Genomic DNA, 15,189 nt, shown 5'->3' with positions numbered 1-15,189 from the left:
CCGGGTACTGGGTGGCCGCCGCCCGGCTCCTGGGCGCCGTACGGCGGCTCACCGCCGCGGCCCGGCGCCGACCCCGCCCTGCGCCGACGGGCGATTCCGCCCCCGCCGGATGCCGTCCGGCCCAGCCGCTGCCGGTGGGGCCGGGTGCGCCGAATCAGCCCCTCCGGCGTTTGAGGAGCGGGGGCCGGGGCGGAGCCCCGGGTCGGGTAGGGGCGGGGTGGGGGAAGCCCCCCCCGCCGTCACCAGCCGTGGAGCGCGCCCCCGTCCACCGGGAGCATCAGCCCGGTCAGGTAGGAGGCCGCGGGGGAGAGGAGGAACGCGGCGGCCTTGCCGAATTCGTCGGGCGTGCCGTACCGCCGCAGCGGAATCGCCGCGCTGTTGCGCTCGCGCGCGGCGGCGGCGTCACCGGAGAGGCCGTCCAGCTCGCGGACCCGGTCGGTGTCGACGCGGGCCGGGAGGAGGCCCACGACGCGGATGCCACGCGGGCCGAGCTCCAGCGAGAGGTTCTTGGCGAAGCCCGCGAGCCCGGGGCGGAGGCCGTTGGAGACGGTGAGGCCGGAGACGGGCTCGCGGACGGAGCCGGAGAGGACGAAGCCGATCACACCGCCGGGGGTGAGTTCGGCGGCGGCGGTGCGGGCGAGCCGGACGGCGCCGAGGAAGACCGAGTCGAAGGCGGCCTGCCACTGGGCGTCGGTGATGTCGGCGGTGGGCCCGGCGGGCGGCCCGCCGACGCTGATGAGGATGCCGTCGAAGCGGCCGAACCGCTCGCGGGCGGTGGCGATGAGGCGTGCGGCGGCGTCGGGGTCGGCGTTGTCGGCGGCGACGCCCACCACGTCGGGGCCGAGATCGGCGGCGGCCGCGGCGGCGGTGTCGGCGTCGCGGCCGGTGATGACGGCCTTGGCGCCGTCGGCGACCAGCTCGGCCGCGGCGGCGCGGCCCAGCCCGCGGGTGGCTCCGGTGACGATGTACACGCGGTCTTTGAGTCCAAGATCCATGGGTTCAGTCTGCCTGGGGCGTGTCCGCGAGGGTAAGGGCGGTCCCCACCAGTCCGATGTGGCTGAAGGCCTGGGGGAAGTTGCCGAGCAGCCGGTCGGTCTCGGGGTCGTACTCCTCGGCGAGGAGACCCACGTCGTTGCGCAGCGACAGGAGCCGGTCGAACAAGGCGGAAGCGTCCCGGCGGCGGCCGATGAGGTGGAGGGCGTCGGCGAGCCAGAAGGAGCAGGCGAGGAAGGCGCCCTCGGTGCCGGGGAGGCCGTCGGAGGTGTCGTCGGTGGAGTAGCGGCGGATGATCCCGTCGTGACTGAGCTCGCGGCGGACCGCGTCGACGGTGCCGGTGACGCGGGGGTCGTCGGCGGGGAGGAAGCCGACACGCGGGATGAGGAGGGTGGCGGCGTCGAGCGCGGTGGAGCCGTAGGACTGGGTGAAGGTGTTGCGGGAGGCGTCGTAGCCCTTTTCGCAGACCTCGCGGTGGACCGCGTCCCGCATGGCCCGCCATCGGTCGGTGTCGCCGTCCAGGTCGGGGTGGGATTCGATGGTGCGGACGGCGCGGTCGGCGGCGACCCAGGCCATGACCTTGGAGTGGACGAAGTGACGGCGGGGTCCGCGGACCTCCCACAGGCCCTCGTCGGGGTCCTGCCAGGCGGATTCGAGGAAGTCCATGAGGGCGCTCTGGATCTTCCAGGCGTGCGGTTCGGGGGCCATGCCGTGGGCGCGGGCGAAGTGGAAGGAGTCGAGGACTTCGCCGTAGACGTCGTGCTGGCGCTGGGTGACGGCGCCGTTGCCGACGCGGACGGGGGAGGAGTGGCCGTACCCCTCCAGCCAGGGCAGCTCGTGCTCGGGGAGGCGCCGCTCGCCACCGAGCCCGTACATGATCTGCAGTTCGGCGGGGTCGCCGGCGATCGCGCGGAGCAGCCAGTCGCGCCAGGAGGCGGCCTCTTCGCGGTAGCCGGCGGAGAGCAGGGCGTTCAGGGTGAGGGTGGAGTCGCGCAGCCAGCAGTAGCGGTAGTCCCAGTTGCGCACCCCGCCGAGCCGTTCGGGCAGCGAGGTGGTGGGGGCGGCGACGATGCCGCCGGAGGGGGCGTAGGTGAGCGCCTTGAGGGTGATGAGGGAGCGCATGACGGCGTCCCGGTAGGGGCCCCGGTAGGTGCAGCGGGCGGCCCAGGCGCGCCAGTCCTCCAGGCTGGACCGCAGGGCCTCGTACGGGTCGATGAGGCGGGGCCGGGGCTCGTGGGAGGGGTGCCAGGTGAGGACGAAGGCGACCCGGTCCCCGGCGGAGACGGTGAAGTCGGAGCGGGTGCTGAAGTGCTCGCCGTAGGTGCGCACCTCCGGTTCGGAGCGCAGCCATACGGAGTCGGGCCCGGCGACGGCGATGCGGTGGCCGTCGGTGCGCCGGACCCAGGGGATGACGTGCCCGTAGTCGAAGCGCAGCCGCAGGACACCCGCCATCTCGACGCTGCCGGAGACGCCCTCGACGATGCGGATGACGTCGGGCGCGCGGTCGCGCTGCGGCATGAAGTCGATGACCTTGACGGTGCCGGTGCCGGTCTCCCAGACGGATTCCAGCACCAGGGAGTCGTCCAGGTAGGCGCGGCGGGTGCAGGCGCCGGCGCCCTTGGGGGCGAGCCGCCAGTGGCCGTTGTCCTCGTCGCCGAGCAGGGCGGCGAAGCAGGCGGCCGAGTCGAAGCGGGGCAGGCAGAGCCAGTCGATCGAGCCGTCGCGGCTGATCAGGGCCGCCGTCTGGTGGTCGCCGATGAGCGCGTAGTCGCCAATGTCCTGTGCCACGTCGGGCACCTTCCCGGAGAGCGGGAAGCCTAGTCCGTATTGGCGGCGGCGGGGGTCTTCGCGGGGCTCTGCCCGGTGTTCCCGTCGGCGGCCCCGGTGGCCTCGGCAGCCTGGGTGGCCTCGGCGGCCTGGGCGGCTTGGGCGGCCTGGGCGGCTTGGTCGCGGCGCTCCCGGCGGGCCAGCACGAACCAGCCGAAGGGCACTCCGGCGGAGAACAGCCACCACTGGATGGCGTACGCCATATGGGGGCCGATGTCGCTGTGCTCCGGCTCCGGCACCGGGTCGGGCTGCTTGCCGCCCTTGGGGGAGGAGGAGGTCAGCTCGATGTAGCCGCCCAGGACGGGGCGGCCGAGCGCCTTGGCCTGCTGCTCGCTGTTGATCAGCATGACCTGCCGCGGCGGCAGCCCCGACTTGTCCTTGATGCCGCTGTCCGCGCTGGTCTCGTCGGCCTTGAGGCGGCCGGTGACGGTGACCTTCCCGCGGGGGGCGGCCGGGACGTCGGGGAACTTGGTGAGGTCGGCCCCGGCGGGGATCCAGCCCCGGTTGACGAGGACGGCCCGCTTGCCCTCGATCAGCGGGGTGAGGACGAAGTACCCGATGCTCTGCTCGTCGGAGCCGGTGCGCTGGCGGACGACGACCTCATGGGCCGTGTCGTACGTCCCGGTGGCGGTCACCGTGCGGAAGGTGTCGTCGCGGGGGACGGTGCGGCCGGGGGCGGTGAGCTTGTCGACGGGCACGGCGGGGGCGCCGAGGTTGTTCCCGATCAGCTGGTTCTGCGCGACCTTGGCCTCGTGGCGGTGCAGCTGCCAGAAGCCCAGCCTGATCATGGTCGGGATCAGTGCGAGCCCGATCAGCGTGAGAATCACCCACTGCCGGGTCAACAGGAAGCGGTACACGTCCTTGACCCTACTCGGCGTGGATTGTCCCCCGGCCACGGGGGGCCGGAGCACAATCCACGCATCCGGTCCGGGGTCACACCTTGTCGACGATGCCCACCTTCCCTTCCGCGCGGGAGCAGTGGGCGCCGCAGTAGTAGTGGCCGTCCACCTCGACCCCCTGGCCGATGATCTGGCACCGGCAGTGCTCACAGATGGGCGCCATGCGGTGGATGGCGCAGGAGAAGCAGTCGAAGACGTGCACATTGCCCTGGGCGTGCACCTCGAACGTCATGTTGTAGTCGTTTCCGCAGACCTCACAGCGTGCCATGGGCCACAGCGTGCGGGCCCGGGCGACGGCGGGCGAGCGGTGGGCGGGCGCGTCGCGCGGACTTCACCTGATTGTCGGCTCGGCGGGGATGACGTCGAGGAGGAGCTGGGTGAAGGCGGCCTCGTCGACGATGGGCGTGCCGAAGGAGCGGGCCTTGACGGTCTTGGAGGTGGACGCGTCGGGATCGTTGGTGACCAGCAGGCTGGTGAGCCGGGACACACTGGTCGCCACGTGCAGCCCGGCCTCGACCGCCCGGTCCTCCAGCAGCTCCCGGTCGACCGAGGTGTCCCCGGAGAACGCGACCCGCATGCCCTGGGTCAGCAGCCCGCCCGGCTGGTAGCGCCCCGGGTTGGGGTAGGGGCAGGCGGGGCGCTTGCGGCTGGGGCGCCAGCTCTGCTGCCGGTACGAGCGCTGGGCGCCGATCCCGCGGGACGGCGGGTCCGTCCATTCGGTGAGCGGCTGACAGGCCAGCAGGGGCAGCCGCAGCCCGGTCTCGGCGGCCCGGTGGAGGCTCGGCCGGAACGTCTCGGCGAGCACGCGCGCGTCGTCCAGCGCGTGGTGGGCCCGCTCCTGGACGACCCCGTAGTGCGCGGCCAGCGTCTCCAGCTTGTGGTTGGCCAGCGGCAGCCCCAGCTCCTTGGAGAGGGCGATGGTGCACAGCCGCTGACGCACCGGCGCCTCGGTCCCGGACCGGGCGAACTCGCGGGCGATCATCGCCCAGTCGAAGGCGGCGTTGTGCGCGACCAGGACGCGGTCGGCGAGGCGTTCGGCGAACGCGGCGGCGATGTCGGGGAAGAGCGGGGCGTCCTCCAGGGTCTCCCGGGTGAGGCCGTGGATCCACACCGGGCCCGGGTCGCGCCGCGGGTTGACGAGCGTGTACCAGCGGTCCTGGACCGCGCCGCGGGCATCGAGCTGGTAGACCGCCGCGGAGACGATCCGGTCGTCGCGGGCGAGGCCGGTGGTCTCGACGTCGACCACCGCGTACCCCTGCGGATAGGCCTCCGGCCACGAGGGTGTTGGCGCGGTTCGCGGGGCGGCTGCCGTGGGGTCTTCGAGCATGGTCCATGAGGATACGGGCCGGGGCCGACAGTCCGGGTGGCCGGGCCCGTGCCGGTACGTTCCGTCAGCCGACCGGCCCGGGCTCGTTGTTGACATCACGTCTAGCATACTTGTTGGTAACTACCTCTGGCGGCAGGGTGGAACCGGCTCTATGTTGCCGTTATGCCGCATTTGCCCAACGCCGTGCTGTGGTCGATACCCGCCTTCGTGCTGCTCGCCGTCGTGGAGATGGTGAGTTACCGCCTGCACCCCGATGAGGACGCCGCGGGCTACGCGGCCAAGGACGCCGCGACCAGCGTCGCCATGGGGCTCGGCAGCCTCGTCTTCGACCTGGTGTGGAAGATCCCGATCGTGGCGGTCTACTCCGCCGTGTACGAACTCACCCCGCTGCGCGTCCCGGTGGAGTGGTGGACGCTGCCGCTGATGCTGCTCGCGCAGGACTTCTTCTATTACTGGTCGCACCGCGGGCACCATGTGATCCGCATCCTGTGGGCCTGTCATGTGGTGCACCACTCCAGCCGCAAGTTCAACCTCACCACCGCGCTGCGGCAGCCGTGGACCACCTGGACCGTATGGCCGTTCTACGTACCGATGATCGCGCTCGGCGTGCATCCGGCCGCCGTCGCGTTCTGCTCGTCGGTGAACCTCGTCTACCAGTTCTGGATCCACACCGAGCGGATCGGCACCCTGCCGCGCCCCGTCGAGTTCGTCTTCAACACGCCGTCGCACCACCGCGTCCACCACGCCTCCCAAGGGGGCTACCTGGACCGCAACTTCGGCGGGATCCTCATCGTCTGGGACCGGCTCTTCCGGTCGTTCGTCCCCGAGACCCGGCGTCCGGTCTTCGGGCTCACCAAGAACATCGACACCTACAACCCGCTGCGCGTGGCCACCCACGAGTACGCGGCCATCGCCCGCGACATCGCGGCGGCCCGCGACTGGCGCGAGCGCGCAGGGCGGGTCTTCCGCGGCCCGGGCTGGGCGCCCGCGGCGCCGCCCGTCAGCGCGGCGGAGGGGGAGCGCGAGCCGGAGCGCGCCGTATGAGCGCCGCGCGCGCCCTGTGCGGGCTCTTCGCGCTGCTGGTCGCCGCACATCTGGGCGCGCTGCTCGCCGGCGTCGCCACGCTCGTCCAGCTGACGAAGCCCGCCCTGATGCCGGTCCTCGCGGCGTACGCCCTGCTGCGCGGCGGGCCGCGCCCGCTGGTCGCCGCCCTGCTGTGCGGCTGGGGCGGGGACGTCTTCCTGCAACTCGGCGGCGACACCGCCTTCCTCGCCGGGATGAGCTGCTTCGCGGCCGGGCACCTGTGCTACCTCGCCCTGTTCGCGCGTCCCGGGCGGCCGCGTACGGTGCCGTGGGTGGCGGCCGGTTACGGGGCCGGGTGGCTCGGCGGCACGGCCGCGCTGTGGCCCGGGCTCGACCCGGCCCTGCGCGTCCCCGTCGCCGCGTACAGCCTGCTGCTGACGGCGATGGCCCTGGGCGCGCTGCGGGCGGGACGGGCGACCGGGCTCGGCGGGGCGCTGTTCCTGCTCTCCGACGGGCTGATCGCGGCCGGTCTCGCCAACTGGCCGCGGCCTCCCGTACCCCAGTTCTGGATCATGGCCACCTATGTCGCCGCGCAGTATCTGCTGACCGCCGGGCTGCTGCGCGCGGCCGCCCGCGAAGCACCGCTCAGGGCGCTTCCGGCAGCCGCCTGAGCCGGACGATCCGGGCCGGGTCGGAGGGCCGGTCGTGGCTCAGCTCCCAGCCCTGTGCCCGCGCCACGCCGACGACGTGGCCCGCGCCCGCGGCGCGGTAGTCGCGCACCGGGATGTCGTAGGGCCCGGGCGGCGGCGCCTTCCCGGCCTCCCGGGCTGCCAGCTGCTTGCGGGTCAGACCGGCGACCTTCCCCTCGGCCCGCGCCCGGTAGTAGTCCGCGTCGCCCTCGTGCCGCAGCTCCGGCCAGGTCACGCACCAGGCGGGCCACACCGGCACCCATTCCACGAAGCGGCTCGTCGTCCGCTCGAAGCCCTTCTCGAACCCGGGGATGATGGTGAGGATCTCGGCCACGAAGGCGAACGTGATCATGGCCAGGGCAAGTGCCACGAGCAGCAGCCACCACAGCGGCAGGAACAGCACGCTCAAGCCGAACCGGAGTCGCAGCGCGAAGGGCGGCCGAGGGGGCGGCGGGCCCCAGGAGTCGTCGTGGTGCACGGCGGCGGATCCTCTCCGGCTTCCCGGGGTACGCGTACGGGCCGCCGGGCGGAAGCGCTGCCCGGCGGCCCGTACATCCTGTCAGCGGGTCACTTGCGGACCGCGTCCAGGGCGTCCACGATCCCGGCCCCGTAGAAGCCGTTGTAGCCCTTGCCGCCCTCGCACACCGCGTCGATCTTGCCGTCGCCGTCGATGTCGTACGACGTCGGGCAGGCGGTGTCGTCGGCCCCGGCCTTGAGCAGGGCCTTCACCATCGCGGCGGAGGCCTTCGGGTGGGTGCTCTTGATGAGCGCCGCGACGCCCGCCGCGTGCGGGGAGGCCATCGAGGTGCCCGCCATGTAGCCGTACTTGCCGCCCGGGAGGGTGTTGTAGATCCGGCCGTCCTCGGCCGGGGGTGCCGGCTTCTGGTACGCGGTGCTGTCGCCGCCGGGGGCCGCGACGTCGATGACCCCGAGCCCGTGGTTGGAGAACGACGACTTGAGCCCCTTGGCGCCGGTCGAGGCGGTGGTGACGACGCCCGGCAGCTGGGTCGGGATGTCCAGGCAGGTGCTGGGGTCCACGACCCGGTCACCGGGGGTGGTGTCGTTCGGGCTGGAGCTGTCGGTGATCTTGTCGGAGGTGAGGTCGTAGTTCTCGTTGCCCGCCGCGGCGACGTTGACCACACCCTTGCGCTCGGCGTACGACGAGGCCCGGCGCACCGCGTCGACCAGGGCCTTCTGGTCCGGGTCGCCGGTGCAGTTGAAGTACCACGGGTCGGTGTAATAGCTGTTGTTGGTGACGTCGACGCCGTGCTCGGCGGCCCATACGAAGCCGCAGACGACGGCCTCGGTGTAGAAGAACCCGGCGGTCGTGGACACCTTGATGCCGGACACCTTGACGCCCGGGGCGACCCCGGTGACGCCGATGCCGTTCTTCGCGGCGGCGATCTCGCCCGCGACATGCGTGCCGTGCGGGCTCTCCTCGGCGCTCGGCCGCCAGGCGCCGTCGGCCGTGTTCGGCTTGCCGGACACGCAGTTGACCGAGGCCTTGCGGTCGAAGTTGGGGGCGAGGTCGGGGTGGGTGTCGTCCACTCCGGTGTCGATGACCCCGACCGTCACGTCGCGGCTGCCGAGGGTCTTCTCGTGGGCCTTGTCCGCCTTGATGGCGGGCAGGTCCCACTGCAGCGGCTCCAGCGGGTCCTGACCGGCCTTGGCGCGGGCCGCGACCGCCTTGCGCTCCTTCTCGCTCAGCAGCTTCGGGGTGCCGACGTCGCCGGTGGACTGGGCGGGCAGCGGCGCGGTGCGGGTGGCACCGGCGGAGGACACGCCCTTGACCGTACGGAGGGTCTTGGCGAAGTCCGGGTTCGCCGAGTGGGCGACGATCACGCCGATCCGGTCGTACGAGATGACCACCGAGCCGCCGGCCCCCTTGATGGCCTTCTCGATCCGCGCGCTGTCGCGGTGGCCCGGGCGGACGTTGACGACGTAGCTGAGCGACGGGCCGTCGGCGGCCGCCGCGGCCGGGGCGGCGGGCTGGTGGTTGTCCTGCCCGGTGGCGCCCGCCGAGGTCGGCAGGAAGGCCAGCGCGCCGGTGAGCGCCAGGGCGGCGGGTATGGCGACGGCACGCGGCGTCAGCCCCCGCGATCCGGAAGACGCCATTCGCTTAAGGGAACTCATCCCGGGTCCGGGAGCATCCGATCTCAGCTGAGCCATGGGGTCTCCACCTCATCCGTAGCGACCGCCGCAGCGCGGATGCGCGTGGGCGGGTACATGACGAGCGAAGCTATCGCTGATCATCACCGGGTATCAATACATTCCGGAAGAAAACCCGCCACAGCGCCCCGATCCAAACGCATCAGCGATTCTTCCCTCCGTCTTTCAACCACCAGACCCTGTTCTGGAATTGACTCCCGCTTTACGATGCGTGATCTGGATCACCATCGCCGCCGTACGTCCCGTCAGACCCACTCACCAGGAGAGACCGTGGATACCGCACCGGCCAGCGATCGTCCCGACGATCAGCGGCAGCACCACCGACCCCCGTACGACGAGGTGCAGGCGAGCCCCGAGTTCGGCGAACTGCGCACCGCACACCGCTCGTTCGCCTTCCCGCTGACCATCGGGTTCGTCAGCTGGTACCTGCTGTACGTCCTGCTGTCCAACTACGCGGACGGCTTCATGGGCACCCGGGTCGTCGGCAACATCAACGTCGCTCTGGTGTTCGGGCTCGCCCAGTTCCTGACCACCTTCCTCATCGCCTGGTGGTACTCCCGGCACGCCGCCGCCAAGCTCGACCCGCGCGCGCGGGCCATCAAGGCCCGTCTGGGGGATGACTCATGAACTCCTACTTGCTCGCGGCCCAGAGCGCGTCGGACAACCGGCCACTGATCATCACGCTCTTCACGGTCTTCGTCCTGGCGACCCTGGGCATCACCGTCTGGGCGGGCCGCCAGACCAAGGACGCCAACGACTTCTACGCCGGCGGCAGACAGTTCTCCGGCTTCCAGAACGGGCTCGCGATCTCCGGCGACTACATGTCCGCCGCGTCCTTCCTCGGCATCGCCGGGGCCATCGCGCTCTCCGGCTACGACGGCTTCCTGTACTCCATCGGCTTCCTCGTCGCCTGGCTGGTCGCCCTGCTCCTGGTCGCCGAACCGCTGCGCAACTCCGGCCGCTACACGATGGGCGACGTGCTCGCCTACCGGATGCGCCAGCGCCCGGTGCGCACCGCCGCCGGCGTCTCCACCATCGTCGTGTCGATCTTCTACCTGCTGGCCCAGATGGCGGGCGCGGGCGTCCTCGTCTCGCTGCTGCTGGGCATCACCAGCGAGGCCGGGAAGATCCTCATCGTCGTCCTGGTCGGCGTGGTGATGATGCTCTACGTCACCATCGGCGGCATGAAGGGCACCACCTGGGTGCAGATGGTCAAGGCCGTCCTGCTCATCGCGGGAACGCTCCTGATCACCTTCCTGGTGCTGCTCAAGTTCGACTTCAACGTCTCCCACCTGCTGGGCGAGGCGGCCAAGAACAGCGGCATGGGCAGCTCCTTCCTGGAGCCGGGCCTGAAGTACGGGGTCAACGCCACCTCCAAGCTCGACTTCCTCTCCCTCGGCATCGCGCTGGTCCTCGGCACCGCCGGACTGCCGCACATCCTCATCCGCTTCTACACCGTCCCCACCGCCCAGGCCGCCCGTAAGTCGGTCAACTGGGCGATCGGCATCATCGGCGGGTTCTACCTGATGACGATCGCGCTCGGCTTCGGCGCGGCCGCCCTGCTGGACCGGGACGCCATCATCGCGTCCAACAAGTCCGGCAACACCGCGGCACCCCTGCTCGCCGAGGAGATCGGCGGCGGCGCGGACTCCACCGGCGGCGCGATCCTGCTCGCGGTGATCTCCGCGGTGGCCTTCGCCACCATCCTCGCCGTCGTCGCCGGGCTCACCCTCGCCTCCTCGTCGTCCTTCGCCCACGACCTGTACGCCAACGTGATCCGCAAGGGCCAGGCGACCCAGAAGGAGGAGATCGGGGCCGCCCGCTGGGCCACCGTCGGCATCGGCACCGTCGCCGTCGTCCTCGGGGTCTTCGCCCGCGATCTCAACGTCGCGGGACTCGTCGCCCTCGCCTTCGCGGTCGCCGCGTCCGCCAACCTGCCGACCATCCTCTACAGCCTCTTCTGGAAACGTTTCACCACCCAGGGCGCCCTCTGGTCGATCTATGGCGGGCTCATCTCCTCCGTCTTCCTGGTGCTCTTCTCGCCCGTCGTCTCCGGCAAGCCGACCTCGATGTTCCCGGACGTCGACTTCCACTGGTTCCCGCTGGAGAACCCCGGCCTGATCTCCATCCCGCTGGGCTTCCTGCTGGGCTGGGTGGGCACCCTCGTCTCCAAGGAGGAGCCCGACAAGGCCAAGTACGCCGAACTGGAGGTCCGCTCGCTCACCGGACACGGCGCCCACTGACGCCGGCAGCCCCCGGCGGCCCCTCGATGTCATCGCCTTGGCGTACGGTGCGGGACAATTGACCACAGCCGCACGCAAGCGAACCGTGAGGGGCCGCCGACATGCTGATCGACACCTATGGTCGAATCGCCACCGACCTGCGTGTCTCCCTGACCGACAGGTGCAACCTGCGGTGTACCTACTGCATGCCGGAAGAGGGGCTCCAGTGGCTCGCCAAACTCGACCTGCTCACCGACGACGAGATCGTCCGGCTGATCGGGATAGCCGTCACCGACCTCGGCGTCACCGAGGTCCGCTTCACCGGCGGTGAGCCGCTGCTGCGCCCCGGCCTCGTCTCCATCGTCGAGCGCTGCGCCGCCCTCACCCCGCGCCCCGAGATGTCCCTGACCACCAACGGCATCGGCCTGGAGCGCACCGCCGCGGCCCTGCGCGACGCCGGTCTGGACCGGGTCAACGTCTCGCTGGACACCCTGCGCCCCGACGTCTTCCAGGCCATGACCCGGCGCAAGCGCCACGGTGACGTGCTGCGCGGCCTCGCCGCCGCGCACTCCGCCGGACTCACCCCGGTCAAGGTCAACGCCGTGCTGATGCCCGGGCTCAACGGCGACGAGGCACCCGATCTGCTCGCCTGGGCCCTGGACAACGGCTATGAGCTGCGCTTCATCGAGCAGATGCCGCTCGACGCCCAGCACGGCTGGAAGCGTGAGGGCATGATCACCGCCGGGGACATCCTGGAGAGCCTGCGCACCCGCTTCACCCTCACCCCCGAGGGCGGGGACGAGCGCGGCTCCGCCCCCGCCGAGCGCTGGCTCGTCGACGGCGGCCCGGCCCGCGTCGGCGTCATCGCCTCCGTCACCCGCCCCTTCTGCCGCGCCTGCGACCGTACCCGGCTCACCGCCGACGGGCAGGTCCGCACCTGCCTGTTCGCACGCGAGGAGTCCGATCTGCGGGGCGCGCTGCGCTCCGGCGCGCCGGACGAGGAGATCGCCCGGCTGTGGCGGCTGGCGATGTGGGGGAAGAAGGCGGGGTCGGGGCTGGACGACCCGTCGTTCCTGCAGCCGGACCGCCCGATGTCAGCGATCGGCGGCTGATCACTGGTTTTCGGTGGCCGACCACTCTTCCAGCGTCACCACGTCCTTGAGGAAGCCGCGCATGCCGAGGAACTTCGACAGATGCTCGCGGTGCTCCTCGCACGCCAGCCAGGTCTTCCGCCGCTCCGGGGTGTGGAGCTTGGGGTTGTTCCAGGCCAGCACCCAGACGGCGGGGGCGCGGCAGCCCTTGGCGGAGCAGATCGGGGCGTCGGTCTCGGTGGCGGTGTCGAGGATGTTCACACCGCAAACTGTACGGAAACCGCCGCGGACATGACGACGCCGGGCAGCCACGGGGGGAGCCGCCCGGCGTCGGTCCGTCGCTCCGACGGGGGATGCGGAGCGCGTACGAAGTATGTCACGAGGCATAGGGCACGGTGCACCGGAACAGCGTGATTGATCTGAGGTTTTCCTGAGGTTCCGCGAACGCGGCAGGTCAGCCGTGTCCGCCGCGTCCATCCTCGCTGGTATGTGCGGCATCTTCCGGGACGGATTCCGCCCCCGCCGCATCCGGGCCCGAACCCCCCGCCGGATGGGACGCCGCGTCCGATGGCTTCTCGTCCCGGCCGGAGTCCAGCATCGGGCGCAGCGGCGTCGGAATGTACGTGGTGGGAAGCGAAGGGGCGTTCTCCCGGCCCGCGTTCGCAATCACGACCGCCACATAGGGCAGCAACACCCCCAGCACCAAGGCGACGATGGCCACATGGCGCTCGACGTTCCACAACACGGCCGCCAGCACGACCGACACCGTCCGCACCGACATCGAGATCACGTAGCGCCGCTGCCGGCCGCGCACATCGTCGGCCAGTCCCTGACGGGCCCCGGTGATCCGGAAGACCTCGGTCTCGCTGTGCTTCCGCATCACGTTCCACCACCTGGTCCCCGAGCAGGTATCCCCCGCTCCGATACGTACTCAACGTTACGCCTCGCCCCCATACGGTTCGATACCGGGGCACCCCGACGGGTGGCGAAGCCGGTACGGCAGGGCACGTACGGGACCCTTCGACATGCGCGGTAGCGGAAACGGTCGAACACTGGGAGGAAACGCGCATCCCCCGCCGCGTCAGGAGGCGACATGAACTGGCTGTGGGCGATCGTCGTAGGAATCATTCTCGGCGTGATCGCCAGGGCGATCCTGCCGGGGAAGCAAGACATCCCCCTGTGGCTGACCTGCGTCTACGGCATCCTCGGGGCCATCGTGGGCAATGCGGTGGCCGGTTGGATCGGGGTCAGGCACACCAGCGGATTCGACTGGATCCGGCATCTGCTGCAACTGGCCGGGGCCATCGTGATCGTCGCCCTCGGCACCCCGCTGTGGCAGACGATCCGCCACGGCGGCAGGAGAGAGCGGGCCTGATCCCGTGGAACCAGGAGCCGCGGCGGTCGGCGCGCATGGTGGAAGCGCACCGGCCGCCGCTCAAGGATGTCAGGGCCTATACGCCCTGGAGCTGGGCGATCTTCCGCCCGGCCTTGAGGTAGACCCCGCCGGAGGCCGCGCTGAGCCCCTCGTCCGCCAGCACCTCCGCGACCACCTCGGCCAGCGGCCGCACCGCCTGGGCCTCGGCGAGCACGATCGCCCGCTGACCGTCCTCGGCCTCCACGACCAGCCGCAGACCGTTCTGCTTGGCGACCCGGCGGGCCGCCGACGCGCTCGGCTGGAACTCCAGGACCTTGCTCAGCACGGTCGCGATGGTCTCACCGCCGTGCTCGGCGGCGTCGACCACCGGCAGCGTCCCGACGTCGGTGAAGCTCTTCTTGGAGAACTGCGCCACGAAGCCGGCGCGCGCCGCCATCGCCGCCTCGACGCCGTACAGCGCCGTCACGACCTCGCCCGCCAGCACCTTCTTGAGGTCCATCGGGTGCAGCGACCGGGCCTCCAGCCGGGCGGTCACGGCGGCGATCTCCTCGTCCGTCCACTCCGTCCACGCCTCCAGGTACGGCTTCATCAGCCGGTCCGGAATCGACATGATCTTGCCGAAGACATCGTCGGCGGGCGCGCTGAGCGCCACGTAGTTGCCCTTGGACTTGGACATCTTGGCGCCGGTGCCGTCCGTGCCCTCGATCAGCGGCATCGTCACGACCAGCTGCGGCTGCTGCCCGCGCAGCTCCATCAGCTTGCGGCCCATCTGCAGATTCAGCAGCTGATCGGCGCCGCCCAGCTCCACATCGCTCTCCAGCGCCACCGAGTCCAGGCCCTGCGCGATCGGGTACAGCAGCTCGGACATGGTGAGCCCCGACCCCGACGCCAGCCGGTTGCGGAAGTCCTCGCGCTGCAGCAGCTGCGACACCGGCACCTGGGAGAGCAGCCCCAGCAGCTCCGGGAAGGTGTACGGCGCCAGCCACTCGCTGTTCTGCCGGAAGCTGACCTTCTCGAAGTCGAAGAACGGCCGCACCTGCTGCTGGTAGCCCGCGAGGTTCCGCGCGATGTCGTCGTCGGTGAGCGGCGGGCGCTCGGCCGTACGCCCCGACGGGTCGCCGATCTTGGCCGTGAAGTCACCGATCAGCAGGGTGACGTCGTGCCCCATCCGCTGGAAGCGGTTGAGGACGATCATCGGCACGGTGTGGCCGAGGTGCACATCGGCGGCCGTCGGGTCGATGCCCAGCTTGATGGCCAGGCCCCGGCCCACGGCCCGGCGCTCCTCGATCCGCTCGGCCAGCTCCTTGACCCCCGGCAGGACCTCGACCGTACGGGAGGCGATCAGCTCGGCCTGCTCCTGCGCCGACAGGTCGCTCAGGTCGAGGGAGCGCCGCGCGGACGTCTCGTCGAGCAGTTGCTCGACGGTCTTGTCGGAGGAGAGGTCCTGGTCGAGCAGCTCGCGGGCGCGGGCGACGGATGCGCCGAGGCGTGTCATGGGGTTCCTGGGGAGAGTCAAGGGCGGATGGATGGGCGGGGACCAGTCTATTAGCCGGTCCCCCGAGGCCAGTGCCGAT

Annotated in this window: 16 protein-coding genes; 6 read left to right on the top strand and 10 right to left on the bottom strand. The window is 71.2% G+C overall.

From position 1 onward, the window contains the following. Positions 1–239: 239 nt before the first annotated feature. The 5 genes from ABZ562_RS35675 to ABZ562_RS35655 form a co-directional block, all read right to left on the bottom strand. Positions 240–995: an SDR family oxidoreductase gene (locus ABZ562_RS35675; protein ID WP_361488005.1), complete on the bottom strand. Its 756-nt coding sequence runs from the start codon at positions 993–995 to the stop codon at positions 240–242. Between the two features lie 4 nt (positions 996–999). Continuing rightward, positions 1,000–2,781 (bottom strand): glycoside hydrolase family 15 protein, encoded by a 1,782-nt coding sequence (locus ABZ562_RS35670; protein WP_361488003.1) that lies wholly within the window; start codon positions 2,779–2,781, stop codon positions 1,000–1,002. A gap of 29 nt (positions 2,782–2,810) precedes the next feature. Beyond that, a complete protein-coding gene (locus ABZ562_RS35665) occupies positions 2,811–3,677 on the bottom strand; it encodes an SURF1 family protein (RefSeq protein ID WP_361488000.1) in 867 nt (288 codons plus the stop codon). Between the two features lie 76 nt (positions 3,678–3,753). Then, the gene (locus ABZ562_RS35660) at positions 3,754–3,987 is read right to left on the bottom strand and encodes a hypothetical protein (protein ID WP_055554069.1); all 234 of its coding nucleotides are present in this window, start codon (positions 3,985–3,987) and stop codon (positions 3,754–3,756) included. Between the two features lie 63 nt (positions 3,988–4,050). Then, positions 4,051–5,046: a DEDDh family exonuclease gene (locus ABZ562_RS35655; RefSeq protein WP_361487997.1), complete on the bottom strand. Its 996-nt coding sequence runs from the start codon at positions 5,044–5,046 to the stop codon at positions 4,051–4,053. Between the two features lie 162 nt (positions 5,047–5,208). On the opposite strand from ABZ562_RS35655, the gene ABZ562_RS35650 reads away from it, so the two are divergent. Then, a complete protein-coding gene (locus ABZ562_RS35650) occupies positions 5,209–6,090 on the top strand; it encodes a sterol desaturase family protein (RefSeq protein WP_361487995.1) in 882 nt (293 codons plus the stop codon). Then, a complete protein-coding gene (locus tag ABZ562_RS35645; RefSeq protein ID WP_361487993.1) occupies positions 6,087–6,740 on the top strand; it encodes a lysoplasmalogenase in 654 nt (217 codons plus the stop codon). The genes ABZ562_RS35650 and ABZ562_RS35645 overlap by 4 nt, the downstream gene beginning before the upstream one ends. Here the strand turns inward: ABZ562_RS35645 and ABZ562_RS35640 are convergent. Continuing rightward, entirely contained in the window at positions 6,715–7,236 is a 522-nt protein-coding gene (locus ABZ562_RS35640; protein ID WP_361487991.1) for a hypothetical protein, read from the bottom strand. The two genes, ABZ562_RS35645 and ABZ562_RS35640, sit on opposite strands and share 26 nt — an antisense overlap. An 89-nt stretch (positions 7,237–7,325) precedes the next feature. Continuing rightward, positions 7,326–8,873 (bottom strand): S8 family serine peptidase, encoded by a 1,548-nt coding sequence (locus ABZ562_RS35635; RefSeq protein ID WP_361487988.1) that lies wholly within the window; start codon positions 8,871–8,873, stop codon positions 7,326–7,328. Positions 8,874–9,197: 324 nt separating this feature from the next. On the opposite strand from ABZ562_RS35635, the gene ABZ562_RS35630 reads away from it, so the two are divergent. The 3 genes from ABZ562_RS35630 (at position 9,198) to moaA (ending at position 12,261) form a co-directional block, all read left to right on the top strand. Beyond that, complete coding sequence (locus ABZ562_RS35630) at positions 9,198–9,554, top strand: DUF485 domain-containing protein (RefSeq protein WP_361487985.1); 357 nt, start codon at positions 9,198–9,200, stop codon at positions 9,552–9,554. Continuing rightward, positions 9,551–11,170 carry a cation acetate symporter gene (locus ABZ562_RS35625; RefSeq protein WP_361487982.1) on the top strand — a complete coding sequence of 540 codons (1,620 nt, stop codon included), beginning with the start codon at positions 9,551–9,553 and terminating at the stop codon, positions 11,168–11,170. The genes ABZ562_RS35630 and ABZ562_RS35625 overlap by 4 nt, the downstream gene beginning before the upstream one ends. 101 nt (positions 11,171–11,271) lie before the next feature. Beyond that, complete coding sequence (moaA, locus tag ABZ562_RS35620) at positions 11,272–12,261, top strand: GTP 3',8-cyclase MoaA (RefSeq protein ID WP_361487980.1); 990 nt, start codon at positions 11,272–11,274, stop codon at positions 12,259–12,261. Here the strand turns inward: moaA and ABZ562_RS35615 are convergent, their stop codons facing one another. Both ABZ562_RS35615 and ABZ562_RS35610 read right to left on the bottom strand, forming a co-directional pair. Beyond that, complete coding sequence (locus ABZ562_RS35615) at positions 12,262–12,501, bottom strand: hypothetical protein (protein ID WP_361487977.1); 240 nt, start codon at positions 12,499–12,501, stop codon at positions 12,262–12,264. 193 nt (positions 12,502–12,694) lie between these two features. After that, positions 12,695–13,120, bottom strand: coding sequence for a DUF3099 domain-containing protein (locus ABZ562_RS35610; RefSeq protein ID WP_361487975.1), 426 nt, complete (start codon positions 13,118–13,120; stop codon positions 12,695–12,697). A 213-nt stretch (positions 13,121–13,333) separates the two neighbouring features. Between ABZ562_RS35610 and ABZ562_RS35605 the strand changes: the two genes are divergently transcribed. Then, positions 13,334–13,615 carry a GlsB/YeaQ/YmgE family stress response membrane protein gene (locus tag ABZ562_RS35605; RefSeq protein ID WP_361487973.1) on the top strand — a complete coding sequence of 94 codons (282 nt, stop codon included), beginning with the start codon at positions 13,334–13,336 and terminating at the stop codon, positions 13,613–13,615. 76 nt (positions 13,616–13,691) lie between these two features. Here the strand turns inward: ABZ562_RS35605 and tyrS are convergent, their stop codons facing one another. Beyond that, positions 13,692–15,110 carry a tyrosine--tRNA ligase gene (tyrS, locus tag ABZ562_RS35600; protein ID WP_361487971.1) on the bottom strand — a complete coding sequence of 473 codons (1,419 nt, stop codon included), beginning with the start codon at positions 15,108–15,110 and terminating at the stop codon, positions 13,692–13,694. Positions 15,111–15,189 lie beyond the last annotated feature (79 nt).

Source organism: Streptomyces sp. NPDC019937, assembly GCF_040631655.1.
Classification (GTDB): domain Bacteria; phylum Actinomycetota; class Actinomycetes; order Streptomycetales; family Streptomycetaceae; genus Streptomyces.
Note: the sequence above shows the minus strand (reverse complement) of the source record. Positions and strands in the feature narration are given on the sequence as shown.